The organism is Maribacter polysaccharolyticus, from assembly GCF_028882255.1.
In the GTDB taxonomy this organism is placed as follows: Bacteria; Bacteroidota; Bacteroidia; order Flavobacteriales; family Flavobacteriaceae; genus Maribacter_A; species Maribacter_A polysaccharolyticus.
This window is the reverse complement of sequence record NZ_JARBUY010000005.1, coordinates 1-13,104: the sequence shown is the minus strand read 5'-3', so window position 1 is coordinate 13,104 and position 13,104 is coordinate 1. Positions and strand designations below refer to the sequence as shown.

General features: G+C 43.9%; 11 protein-coding genes and 1 riboswitch. Of the genes, 8 read left to right on the top strand and 3 right to left on the bottom strand.

Going from position 1 to position 13,104, the window contains the following annotated elements; all coding sequences use genetic code 11:
* Positions 1–35: 35 nt before the first annotated feature.
* From PHU20_RS15745 to PHU20_RS15725, 5 genes are all read left to right on the top strand, one after another.
* Positions 36–965 carry a homocysteine S-methyltransferase family protein gene (locus PHU20_RS15745; protein WP_274826361.1) on the top strand — a complete coding sequence of 310 codons (930 nt, stop codon included), beginning with the start codon at positions 36–38 and terminating at the stop codon, positions 963–965.
* A gap of 61 nt (positions 966–1,026) precedes the next feature.
* Positions 1,027–1,686: a DUF1801 domain-containing protein gene (locus PHU20_RS15740; protein ID WP_274826360.1), complete on the top strand. Its 660-nt coding sequence runs from the start codon at positions 1,027–1,029 to the stop codon at positions 1,684–1,686.
* Positions 1,687–1,810: 124 nt separating this feature from the next.
* A complete protein-coding gene (locus PHU20_RS15735) occupies positions 1,811–3,064 on the top strand; it encodes a metal-dependent hydrolase family protein (protein ID WP_274826359.1) in 1,254 nt (417 codons plus the stop codon).
* 171 nt (positions 3,065–3,235) lie between these two features.
* On the top strand, positions 3,236–4,165 hold the full coding sequence (locus tag PHU20_RS15730; protein ID WP_274826358.1) for an alpha/beta hydrolase: 930 nt from the start codon (positions 3,236–3,238) through the stop codon (positions 4,163–4,165).
* A 139-nt stretch (positions 4,166–4,304) separates the two neighbouring features.
* A complete protein-coding gene (locus PHU20_RS15725; protein ID WP_274826357.1) occupies positions 4,305–5,216 on the top strand; it encodes a family 43 glycosylhydrolase in 912 nt (303 codons plus the stop codon).
* 285 nt (positions 5,217–5,501) lie between these two features.
* Here PHU20_RS15725 and PHU20_RS15720 read toward each other — a convergent pair whose 3' ends face one another.
* The 3 genes from PHU20_RS15720 to PHU20_RS15710 all read right to left on the bottom strand — a co-directional run bounded on the left by PHU20_RS15720 (position 5,502) and on the right by PHU20_RS15710 (position 8,872).
* Positions 5,502–5,972, bottom strand: a complete 471-nt coding sequence (locus PHU20_RS15720; RefSeq protein ID WP_274826356.1) for a hypothetical protein — start codon at positions 5,970–5,972, stop codon at positions 5,502–5,504.
* A 515-nt stretch (positions 5,973–6,487) separates the two neighbouring features.
* Complete coding sequence (locus tag PHU20_RS15715; protein ID WP_274826355.1) at positions 6,488–6,697, bottom strand: hypothetical protein; 210 nt, start codon at positions 6,695–6,697, stop codon at positions 6,488–6,490.
* 675 nt (positions 6,698–7,372) lie between these two features.
* Entirely contained in the window at positions 7,373–8,872 is a 1,500-nt protein-coding gene (locus PHU20_RS15710; RefSeq protein WP_274826354.1) for an aryl-sulfate sulfotransferase, read from the bottom strand.
* A 401-nt stretch (positions 8,873–9,273) separates the two neighbouring features.
* Between PHU20_RS15710 and PHU20_RS15705 the strand changes: the two genes are divergently transcribed.
* From PHU20_RS15705 to PHU20_RS15695, 3 genes are all read left to right on the top strand, one after another.
* Positions 9,274–9,897 (top strand): hypothetical protein, encoded by a 624-nt coding sequence (locus PHU20_RS15705; protein ID WP_274826353.1) that lies wholly within the window; start codon positions 9,274–9,276, stop codon positions 9,895–9,897.
* Positions 9,898–9,982: 85 nt separating this feature from the next.
* Complete coding sequence (locus PHU20_RS15700; RefSeq protein ID WP_274826352.1) at positions 9,983–11,176, top strand: hypothetical protein; 1,194 nt, start codon at positions 9,983–9,985, stop codon at positions 11,174–11,176.
* Positions 11,177–11,442: 266 nt separating this feature from the next.
* A riboswitch (cobalamin riboswitch) is annotated at positions 11,443–11,646 on the top strand.
* A gap of 110 nt (positions 11,647–11,756) precedes the next feature.
* The gene (locus PHU20_RS15695; RefSeq protein WP_274826351.1) at positions 11,757–12,902 is read left to right on the top strand and encodes a hypothetical protein; all 1,146 of its coding nucleotides are present in this window, start codon (positions 11,757–11,759) and stop codon (positions 12,900–12,902) included.
* Positions 12,903–13,104: the final 202 nt, after the last annotated feature.

The following is a 13,104-nucleotide window of genomic DNA, read 5'->3' as shown; positions in this document are numbered from 1 at the left end:
GGTTGAAGGAGTAGTAACATCGAGAACCAAAGACCATGATATACCCAATTAAAGACCCCATTGCTGCCCACGACTTTATTTTGATGGAGGGGGCGGTCATCGAGATACTCCGTCGTGACGGGAAGGTATCCTTTCACCCCGAGCTTATCCATGCCCCTTTGATCTACGATACGGAAGGATCCAAAGAACTCGCTTCCATATTCAAGGCCTACCTTAACGTCGCCCAAAAAAAAGATATACCCTACATCATGTGCACCCCTACGTGGCGGGCCAATAAAGCCAATGTGCGAAAGTCGGGGATACAGGAGTCGGTCAACCGCGATGCCGTACGGTTTATGGAAAAACTACGGGAAGAAGCCGGGAATTTCGGTACTAAGATCATGATCGGCGGCACCGTGGGCCCCAAAAATGATTGTTACACCCCAAGTGCCGGACTTTCAAAAGAAGAGGCCGAGGAATTCCATGCTTGGCAACTATCGGAATTACAAAAAGGCGGGGTCGATTTCATCATCGCCGAAACGATCCCCAATGTGCAAGAGGCATTGGGAATAGCCTGTGCCGCAGCGAAACTAAACCTTGATTATATCATAAGTTTCGTAATCTCGAGAAACGGGAAAATTTTGGACGGTACCGATATAGGGGACGCCATAACCTTGATCGATACGCAGGTGAGTAAGGTTCCCCTGGGTTATGCGGTCAATTGTGCGCATCCTTCCTTCTTATGTGCCGATAGGCAGCCCAAAGGAGTATTCGATAGATTGATCGCGTATTTAGCGAATGCTTCTTCTTTGGATCACTGTGATCTGGAAAATTCGGATTGCCTACATGTAGACGATGTTGCCGATTGGGGAGACGAAATGTTACGGTTGAACCGTGAATTCGGGATAAGGATATTGGGGGGCTGTTGCGGAACCGACCAAAGACATTTGGAATATTTGACAAAGGATCATGCCTTGATGCCATAACCCCATTTTGGGGAGTAGGTGACTTCGTTACCACACACAAAAACTACAGAACAAGCGAGCGATGCACGAAGCCGTTACCGAATACCTAATTGGTCTTACCCGATGGAAGGCCGAAATGACCCGGCTACGAACGATCGTTCTTGAGTGCGGGCTGTACGAGGAATACAAATGGATGCACCCTTGCTATACGGCCCATGGGAAGAACATTGTACTGTTGCACGAATTCAAGGGCTATTGTGCGGTCTTGTTCCCCAAAGGGGCTTTGTTGAAAGATCCGTTGGACATTCTGGTGCAGCAAACGAAAAATACCCAAGCGGCACGGCAAATGCGCTTTACGGACCTGCAGGGGATCGAGGCACTCGAAACGACCCTGAAAGCATATATCATGGAGGCCATCGAAATCGAAAAATCCGGACGCAAAGTGGCCATGAAAAAAACGGTCGATTATGAATTACCCGAGGAATTGGTACATAGGTTCAGGGAGGAGCCGGAATTTGAAAAGGCCTTTAAAGCATTGACCCCAGGACGACAAAAAGGGTATCTTTTGCATTTTGCCCAACCCAAGCAATCGAAAACCCGGTCCTCCCGGATCGTAAGGAACAGTGAACGTATTATCGATGGTTATGGGTTGACCGATTGTACTTGCGGACTGTCCAAACGCAAACCGAATTGTGATGGGTCGCACAAACAATTGCAAAATCCGGGCTCAAATAGGAGGTAGGCCATAGGTACTTCCTAGAGGCGCTGTTTACTACAATAAAGCGGTTTTTCTATCTGTGATTTGTTTGTTACATTAGGGGTTGTAACCCTTGGTTTATCCCATACCAAAAACAAGCATTTGACACATGAAAATCTGGTTCTACCTCTTCCTTTTCCTTTCTACCTTTGGAAACCTGTATGCACAACTGGTATTACGACCCGACCGTGTTTTCGACGGCACGGCATTACACACTAATTGGGTCGTGGTGGTGGAAGGCCAAACCATTACCTATGCAGGAAATGCCAGGGCCGTGAAATTACCGCACAATGCGACTTATATCGACTTATCGGGGACCACGCTGATGCCGGGGATCATCGAAGGGCATTCGCATGTTCTGTTGCACCCTTACAACGAAACGGAATGGAATGATCAGGTGTTGAAGGAATCGCCCGTAGAACGGGCGATCAGGGGATCGGTACATGTCAAAAAATCGCTCATGGCAGGCATCACCACCATGCGGGATTTGGGTGCCGAAGGGGCCGGTTATACCGATGTTTATTTAAAAAAGACCCTAACGGACGGCCTTATCGATGGTCCACGGCTTTTGGTTGCGGGCCCGGCCATTGTCGCCACTGGGGCGTACGGACCAAAAGGGTTCCATGACGGCGTTACCGTTCCTTTGGGGGCCGAACCGGCAAGTGGTACCGACCAATGTATCGAAACCGTTCGTAGGCAACTGGGGAACGGTGTAGATCTGATCAAGATATATGCCGATTATCGGTGGACCCCCGGTGCGGATGCCCAACCTACTTTTCTTCAGCAGGAAATCGATGCCATGGTGGCCACGGCAAAAAGTGCGGGGAAATACGTTGTGGCCCATGCGAGTACCCCAGAGGGGATGAAACGGGCCATCCTGGGCGGTGTGGAAACCATTGAACATGGCGATGGGGGAACCTTGGAAATCTTTAAAATGATGAAAGACAAAGGAATCGGTTTTTGCCCCACCTTGGCCGCTGGGGATGCCATTACCCAATACAAGGGGTGGAACAAGGCCACCGAACCCGAACCCGAACGGATCCAAAAAAAGCGTAAATCCTTTAAAGCGGCGTTGGATTCCGGCGTACAGGTCGTTTTTGGCGGGGACGTAGGTGTTTTTACCCACGGGGAAAATTATCGGGAAATGGAACTGATGGTCGACTATGGCATGCGTCCCCTAGACGTTTTGAAATCGGCTACTTCAGGGAATGCCAAGATGTTCCATTTGAATGGACTGGGGAACATAAAAGAAGGGTTTTTGGCCGATATCATCGCCGTTCAAGGCAATCCCATCGAGGATATCGGAACGATGAAGCAGGTGGTTTTCGTCATGAAAGACGGCGTGGTTTATAAGGAATACTGATGGTCGATAAAGCGGGACATTCGCACGAAACCCTGGATTTTAGGACAAAGAGAACCTCATTGGCCGATCATGGGTACTTCCGGACATGGAATTCTTCCCAAAAATGACGAACTTGCAGGTCCTTAGCAAGGAATACGCCTTAAAAATCAATCGCACGGTCAATAGCCCAAAATGAGCAAGTTTTTAACCCTTTTATCGATCATGGCCGTAACGCTTACGGCAAAAGCACAAAACCCACTTCCGAAGGTGGTTAGCGGTACCCTAGAGCGTGTCACGGATTTTAAATCAACCTATGTCACTTCCCGGAATGTTGATATCTGGTTGCCGGAAGGGTATTCCAAATCAAAGCGATATCCCGTTTTGTATATGCACGACGGACAAATGCTCTACGATGCTGAAAGCTCTTGGAACAAACAGGCATGGGACATAGACGATGTGGCCTCCGGTTTATTTTCATCAGGCACGATCAAGGAATTTATTGTAGTGGGTGTTTGGAATGGGGGAGAATCCCGTCACAGCGATTATTTTCCGCAAAAGGCATTTGAATCTTTAACGAAGATCGAAAAAGATACCGTAACGGCACAATTACAAAGGGCATCGATCCGTATTAACGGACTGTTCAGTCCACAGTCGGATAATTATTTGAAATTTATCGTAAATGAATTAAAGCCCTATATCGATAAAACGTATTCGGTATACACGGACAGGGAGAACACTTTTGTGGCTGGCAGTAGTATGGGCGGATTGATTTCCATGTATGCCATATGTGAATACCCTAAGGTTTTCGGAGGCGCAGCGTGTATGTCTACCCATTGGGTTGGGACCTTTACCCCAGAAAACAATCCGGTACCCGATGTGTTCTTGGACTATTTGAAAAATAACCTGCCTAATCCAAAAGACCATAGTCTGTATTTCGATTGTGGTGATCGCACCTTGGATAGTTTATATCCTGAAATTCAAAAGAAAGTAGACCTTTTAATGACCGAAAAGGGCTATGACGAAACGAATTGGATGACGGGATTTTTCCCTGGAGCGGACCATAGTGAAAATGCATGGAGCGAAAGACTGCATATCCCTTTAGGGTTTTTGTTCAAAAAATAGGGGGTGTTTTCAGGGTAACGGCAACAATAGAATGGGAGTGACGCTAATGACCTCCAATGGAATTTTCGGGAAAGGAGTAAATTGCGGGTTCATATAATAAGGTTGGCCGTTTGGTATCAAAAAAATCAAAAACTAAAAAATGAGCATGGACAAAACAGGTATATTTTTCATTTTAGTGATGATGGGTTTTTATGGCATGGCCCAAAACCCGATCTTACACAAAACGGATCCCGGATTCGTTTATGCGGCGGATCCCGCAGCAGAGGTGTTTAACGATACCGTTTATGTGTACAGTTCAAGGGACGTGGAAGATGCCGTGTCCTATAAGACCATGCAGGATTATGTGGTTTTGGAATCTTCCGATATGAAAACATGGGTGAACCATGGGGTGGTACTCAAACCAAGGGAATACGATTGGGCCCATGGGCAAATGAATGCCCCGGACGTAGCTTATAAAGATGGCTGGTACTATTTCTACTTTCCGTATGATAAAACGCATATCGGCGTGGCAAAAAGCAGGAACCCTACAGGTCCGTGGGAAGCGGCCGTAACCGACAAGATCACCACGATCTTCGATCCTTGTGTGATTGTTGATGATGATGGGCAGGCATATATCTATGGCAACGACCATAAGGTAGACATCGGCGATCCCGGATGGCATATCATGGGGGCCAAGCTCAAGGACAATATGGTGGAACTCGACGGTCCCTGGGAGCGATTGTCCGAAGAAACCGTAAGTGAGGCCGTGCATGTTTTTAAGCGTAAGGGCGTATATTATTTTCAAGCCAGGGTGGGGCCGGTCACAAAATATTGGATGGCAGATAGTCCATTACCCAAATATGCCACCTTAAAAGGGGAATTGGCCCCAGATGCCCCAAAGGCCCCCAATCATACCTCCGTTATTGCATTTAAAGGGGAATGGTACTTCTTTTATCATCGGGGCGATGTAAACGATGGCTCTTTTCATAAGCGATCGGCCTGTTTCGAAAAAATGACCTTTCGGGAAGATGGTACCATAGAGCCCATTATATACACCTTGGATAAGGATTGAGGGCGTAGGTTGTTCGGCAAGGAAGGATCTCGCTGTGAAAAGGGAGACGGTGTAGGTCGGCAATTGTCTTCGGTCATCCTAAGAAAGTAAAAACCCATTGGAAAGGAGTGCCAATGGCTTTTGATATGGTGTGGGTACGAAGTCACAGACTTCGCACAGCCGAGGAGCCCGAAAGTAGGCGCAAATGGCTATTGGAACGTTTTAAGAGAGCGGTATAATCCGAAACACTTTCAAGGGTTCCTTGGGGAGGTAGATCATAACCCTTCAAGTTTGCCGCTTTGCGGTTTAAAAAGTTATCGCCTTTTTAAAAAGGATTCCTTCTTTTCTATACACCAAAACGTAAACACTTTCTTCTTTCATAGTGTAGTATTCCGGTTTACTTTGCAGTTGCCATTCCTCTTTTCTGATTCGAATTAAATTATGGGGCCATACTTCAAAATCAACGGAAGGGGTTACTTTGGTCAATCCAGTTGTCCATTTGTCAATGTCTTCCGGACTTACTTTTACCACATATTTATAATCCTTATAATCAGGGGTAAACAAAGAACTTGGGTTAAAGGTGAAGCCATTCGAACTATAAAGTAGAAACTCTGCATTTTCGAAATCACTTTTTGCCGTAATTTCCCCTTTTAGAACATTTACCCTTTCCGCTTTGGTTTCATAATTTATACTGTATAGTTCGTCTTTTATTGGAGTATCGGTACAACTGGCCAAAGCTAAAAAATATAGTAGGCAAGTGAAAATCGGTTTCTTCATTTCTTATGGTGATATATAAGGTAAAAGTAAGAAACCCATGCGTTTCATACCCAAGATTCAAGTTTGAATTTATCGCCATCTACACTGTAATTGTTTCGAAAATAAAAATAATAAGCGGTAGCGGTTGGGCTATGCCCAAATATTTAAACGGGTTTCTAATTCCTCAACTTACCTTGGAAACAGGACATCAAGAACTGATGGTAATAGATAAAAAAAGCCATTGGGAAGGAAGACCAATGACTTTTCATATGGTTTGGGGGACTACCATATTTTTTTAATATCCGCTATATTGCCTTGGGAGGCTAAATCTCCATAACCAGAACCCACCATAAGCGTTCCTTGGGGGGTTGGGGCCCAACCATCCAGGCCCTAGCGTTCCATTCGGAACATAAAACCAGCTACGGGGCCAATCATTGCGATTAATTCCCGGTATTATCCATGGGGTCGATATATTTCCATACCATCCCACCCACATAGGTAACCTTCGGGAAAGGAACTTTTCCTCCTACACCCATTTAGGTATTCCCGTTTGGAAGACGACCGACACCCGATATGCTTGCCGAATTAAAATCATTCGGGGTATTTGCGCCATAGGACCATATAAAGTCCGTTGGCAAATAGTCGCCGTCCTCCATAAAGGAATAAGTACTTTCAGATGCCATGTTCCAATAAATAGACCTCATTTGATATATGATCGCATGGCCGGCTTTGGACCATTTCGCCATAAATATCAATTTTATAGGTCGTTGTACTCCTTAAAGGATATGACATGGTATACCCATCATAGGTATCGTATGTTTTATAGATCTGACCTGCCGTGTAATCCAGGTTATCGACTACGGTCGGTATAGCTTTGGTATTTGCCGCGTAACCCAAGAAAAGGGAAACCGAAAATAAAAGTGCCGGTAAAAGCGTGCAAACTAACGGTTTTAAGCGATGCTTGGGTTTCATGGTTGAAATATTCGGGTTCTATTGTGTTGTTTATTAATTGGTTACAAAAAAAGATTAAATGAACGGAGCCGAAAAATCAAATAAACGAACTCATGGATTTTATCGATAGGAACCCATTTTTTATCTACCAAATCAATAAGTAGGGTCAGGAGTAGGAGATCGGTCTGCCGGAGTACTTTGTACCAAGGGATAACAAAGTCATTGAAAATCAATGGGCTTTGGTTGATTTTTTATCATCCATCGGCTTGTCCATTACTTGAACCGTATTCATGAAAGCTGTGCATGGTAAGGGCAATACATCGAGCACTGAATAGGATATGTAAAAAAGCCATTGGGAAGAAAGACCAATGGCTTTTTATGGTTTGGGGGAATTACCTTATATGTTGTTTTAATACCCCGCTAAGGTGCCTTGGGTAGTCCTTGGTTTTTTTCTTTTTACCCCCGCTGTTTTATTCACAGGTATAATCCGAACCACTTTCAAGGGTTCCTTGGGGAGTTAGATCATAACCCTCCAAGCCGGCATAATCGGTGCTATAGCGCTCGGTACGGAATATATAATACCTACTGGGCGTATCATATTGTGATAGGATTCCGGTTTCATCGATGGGGTTGATGTATTTCCATACCAACTCCCCGTCATAAGTAACCTCAAATAAGGTTCCTTCGGCCCCGGAGCAGATTAAAGTATTCCCATTGGGAAGACGACGTGCCCCCGAAATGTTTGCCGAATAGAAATCACTAGGGGTATCTGCCTCATAAGACCATGTAAAGTCCGTTGGCAAATAGTTGCCGTCCTCAGTAAGGGAATAAGATCCGTCTGTATTTACATTGGTATCCACAACGTCTACCGTTGAATAGTTGGATGATGCATAGTAACCCGCCTGGTTGTTGAACACCATGATCTGCCCACCATCGGTATAGCTGTCATCGATCCAGTTGGCATCGTGCTGTAAAAACAACTTACGATCGTTTGCATCCCCGGCATCATAACTTTCGGGATTTCCCCAACGGTAAAGGATATCCCCACCTTTATTCTGCGTACCCCCTTCATGTGATGCGGCCTCCTCGGTAGTGGTGGAGTGGTCAATGATCCAAAACTCATTGAAAAGGCGGCAACTGATCACGATTTGGTCGAGACTCGCATTGTAGTCCACGCCATTGCAATGCAACCAATCCGCACTGTATTCCTGATCATCACTTCTATAGTTGATATCGATCAACTGAGGATTGTCTCCCACGACCCCATAGTTGTCCTGGTCGGCATTTTCATCCTGTACCAAATGATCCCAAGCGTCCCATTCCCAAACAATGGTACCGCCGCTACCGGTGGTATAATCGGGTTCGATTTCAATGATTTTTTCCGTCCATAATGCCGTGGCCTCGCTACTTCCGGCAGCGGTTACTTCGGCAGCACTATGCTTTTCCCAGACCATGACCATAATATTACCTGTAGATGAAATATATTCCACATCATGGTGCATAAAGGTGGTACTGGTATTTACCTGATAGTACCAAATTACCGATCCACTGGCATCAATGAGTTCGACACGGCCTGTTTGTCCCCCGGCTTGTTCAAACTCGCTGTTAACCGCACTTAAGGTCCCTGTATGCAGTAAGTTGCCATTTTCCAATAAGTAGGTCACCTGTGGGGTATAATCGGAAGGCCAGCTTTGGACCACCTCCCCACAATTATCGATCAAGTAAGACGTGGTGCTCCTTATTGGGGCCAACAAGGTATATCCATCATAGGCATCGTCGGTTTTATAGATCAACCCCACGGTGTAATCCGAGTTGTCGACTACGGTTGAAGTGTCTTCGGTATCCTCGGTATCCTCGGTGTCAATGGTATCATCGGTATCATCCGAGCAACCCATGAAAAGGGAAGCCGAAAATAAAAGTGTCAGCAGCAATGTGCTTTTTAACGGTTTTAAGGTTTGTTTAGATTTCATGATTTGATTTTTGGGATTAATTTTTTTCTTGAAATAATCGGCGACAAAAGAAGTGCAAATAAGCGGGAGGGTATAATCAAATAAACCAATCCGTGATTTTTATCAATCAGATACCCTATTCAATCAACGGGATCCATGGGTAGGGGAAGAAGTAAGGGATTGATGGGCTAAAGTATTCCGGGCCAAGGGGCGACTGAACCAAAACCTTGGGACAAAGGTCGGTAGTGCTTTTTAACTGGCTACGGTGGGTGGTCTTGTAGCTTAAACCGGCTATATCCCTCCGGACATTCCAAAAACCGAAAAGCCTTCGTAAAAGATCTGATTTCACAGGAATTTATTCCATGAAATCGTAATTTTATACCCATGATCGATCCTAAACACCTAATCCAAGTACCCCGAAAATGAAATTAGTAAGGCCAGCCCTTTTTTTTACCGCTTCACTTGTCCTTTTAAATGCCTGTAAGGCTTTGAATAATCCCGAAAAAAAGGGTGAAAGTTCCACAACGGACCTGATCGTTTTTCAAGATGGAAAGGAATTCGTGGTTCATAAACACGTTGAAACGGTAAAAATTGGTAAAAAGGTATTTTCCCTTCGGTTTTATAACAAGCGATATGATCCAGAAAACAAAAAATTACATACCGCCCGTATAGCGGCTTTTAAAGACCCCTTGCAATTGGATAAGGTGAATGTTGGCATGTCAATGTCCGATGTTCCTTATTTTAGTGGAGGTACCGGAATGGCCGCAAACACTTACAATGGGTACGATAAATTAAGGTTGCGAAATGATGCGCACCACTATACGTATTACGCAAATGAGGATAGAAAAAGATTAAATCTTTTAGCGGATGACGGAGCGCTTTTAAAGTTGGAATTCGATGTCCGTGCGCTATACTATGACGATACCGATTATAAAATGTCCGACCCCCAAATAAAAGCGTTATACATCGCATTTTTAATAGACAGGAACCTAAACGGAACCATCGACGAGGGGGAGTTGAAAAAGTTGACCTTAAGGCTTAAATAAGCGACTATCGAAGATAGTACCTGGCAACCCATCCATACCATGGGTCAAGAAGCAAGAACGAATTTAAATCATAGATACCAAACCCATGAAATACACTTTTATGTTTCTTTTGCTTCTTTGTACACTGTATGGTAACGCTCAAAAAGTGGAAATAGCACCTTATGTGCACTACCTGGAAAATGTTGAAAGGAAATCAGCCAAGGATTATATCATCGATCAGTTCAAAGACCATGATATCGTGATTCTTTGTGAAAGGGACCATCGCGATATAACACAATATGAACTGATAAAGGAGGTCCTCTCGGATGACTATTTTAAAAAGCATGTAAAGAACTTATTTACCGAAATCGGTGTTATAAACCTACAACCCGAAATCACCGAGTTTTTAAAGACCAAGGGATTGGACAGTCTGTATGTGGAAAACAAACTGGCGGAGTTCCAATTCAATTCCAGTTTTTGGATCCTATGGGAAAAATACAACTATCATTATTTGTTGAGGACTATCTACGATATCAATAATAGCTCCGACGATCGGATTTCCTACTATCCTTCCGATTCCGAGTTCGACTGGAAAAAGGTGGATAATTTGGAAGAATATGTTAGGGAACAGGATTTTGAAATTGAGCCAAGGGATAGTATAATGGCCTATAACATCATAAATACCTTTGAAAGATCAATACCCGATGGGACTAACAAAGCGCTCGTTATCTTAAATTACAGACATGCTTTTAAAACACATGTACCCCGAAATAATGGGGAAATACAGGAGAATGCGGCAAAATACCTCTTCGATTATTTCGGTGATCGGGCAACGAATATTTTGATCCATCAAGCGGTTTTCAGAAAAAAAGAAAAAGACTATTCGTATGCCATGATACAGAACGGAAAATGGGATGCCTCGTTTAAGTTCCTGAATATCGAAGATGTAGGCTTTGATCTTACAAAAACCGTTTTTGGTAAGGACAATTTAGATCTGTGGCCTGTAGCTTCGTCCTATTCGTATGAAGATGCTTTTGATGGATATGTTTTTTATAAGCCCATAGAGGCATATCAACTTGTTTCTTACTTTGATGGATTGGTATCCAAGGAAAGGGAAGGCGAATTTTTTAGGCGATTCAAAATCCATTTAGCGTATCAAGAAGATACGGTTACACTTGAAAAACTGAAAGATGCCGATTTCAGGAAAGCGGTATTGAACGAAATGAACACAAAACGGGTAAACAGGTATCCCAATATAGAAGAATTGATGGAGGTAAGGGAAAAATATTTAAAGGATTAGTTATTGCACTTTTGGGGATTTTGGTGTTTGCCTTGCCGAAAAAAACACCCACCTTGTAAAAATCAAAAGGAATGCTCCCAAAGAATACGGAATGTGCGCTGTATCATTGTTTGGAAAAACCAGATTAGGTACGGTTTTGGCGATTCCTTCAATTTAGCCTACACGGTTTTTTGCTTAAAAACCCTATAGCCAATCCCTTATGCCAGGGTTGGGATTATCATTTAAATTATTTGGTCAAATAAGGGTGCTCCTTAAAAAATTATGTTAATTTTACCCTGATTTTCGGTTACGGATTCTTAAAGGAATCGTATTAAAAGGGAATCAGGTGTAAATCCTGAACAGTTCCCGCTGCTGTAAATCCCTTCCGGTACTTCCGGAAAAAATCTTATTAATAAACCACTGTCTTTAGGGATGGGAAGGATTAATAAAGAGGGATGAGTCAGAAGACCTGCCGCAATTCATAGAGACAGAGCTTTCGGGAGTTATAGCTTTGGGTAGATCTTCTATTCTGACCTTATCCCCATTGTTTTGTTTTGTAAATAAAAAGTTAATCGTAAAAATTAACCTTTATACAATTCAAATGCAACCAAAATTGATCTTTAAATCATTGTTCCTCCTTGTGGGAATTCTCTTTTTGGCATCCTGTAGCGACGAGGATGACGATGCTGTGGCACCTATGTTTTTTACCGTTACGGATTATCAGGCCGAATATGAACAAACCTTGGGCGACACGTTGATCATCGATCTTGAAATACAGAATATCCCCTTGAGTACGGAGTATACCTGGAAACTGGACGATACCGTTATCTCGACCATTAAAAACCTGGATTATGTGACCGAAACAGCCGGAACGTTTTCGCTTGAATTCAGTGCGACTGCAGCTAACGATTCGCTCTACAGATCGTACCAACTGACCGTAAATGACCCTTATGACCTTTATTACAGGGCTAAAACCGAAAGTAGTAGCGCATATATTTCTGAAATCATCGAATATAAACCGGCACCGGGGCAGTTTATCAATGACAGCTACGGAACCATGGAAGATGCGGAGAACCTGGTCGGGGGAAAATCCAATCTACTGTCCTTGGGAGCTTGGGGCGGTTATGTGGTATTTACCTTTGACCATACCATTGAAAATAGGGAAGATGCGAAGGATTTTGTCGTGTATGGCAATGCGATGAACGGACTCTCGGAACCCGGGATCGTACAGGTTTCCTTTGATGAAAACGGGAACGGTATGGCCGATGATACCTGGTACGAATTGGCGGGTAGTGCCCATGAAGCGGAAACCACTTTATTGGATTATGCGACTACCTATTCCAATCCGGGGGAACATGCCGATGTACCCTGGGTAGATAACCGGGATACCACCGGAAGCGTGTTGGTCAGTTCCTACCATTCACAAAATTATTATCCACTTTTTATAGCGGAGCAGGAGCAAGTGACTTTTACCGGTACCCGAGTGTATCCTACGATAAGTTCAAGTGGTTTTGTATCCATAGCTGCCTTGGAATGGGGGTATGTAGACAATTATGATGCGGAGTATGGGACCTATGGGGGCAATGCCATGGAAATGGATTGGGCCGTAGATGCGAATATGGATCCAGTTGCCCTAAAAGGGATCGATTTTATAAAAGTGTACTCCGGGGTACAGGAAAATGCGGGCTGGCTCGGTGAGGTCTCCACGGAAATCAAGGGGGCTTCGGACCTCTCGATGATGGATTGATTTTTGGCTATTCTTTTCGTTCAATATGGAAGGGGTCCACGTATTACGTGGGCCTTTTCTTTTTTAGTTGTCCCATACTTGAATAGAATAACACAAAATTGGCCTATTTATGGAAGACCTAAGTATGTTCGTTAATATACATGGTTTACAAAAGTTATAGATTAGAGTTTACACTAAATTAGTTTCTAACCTCACTGATTGT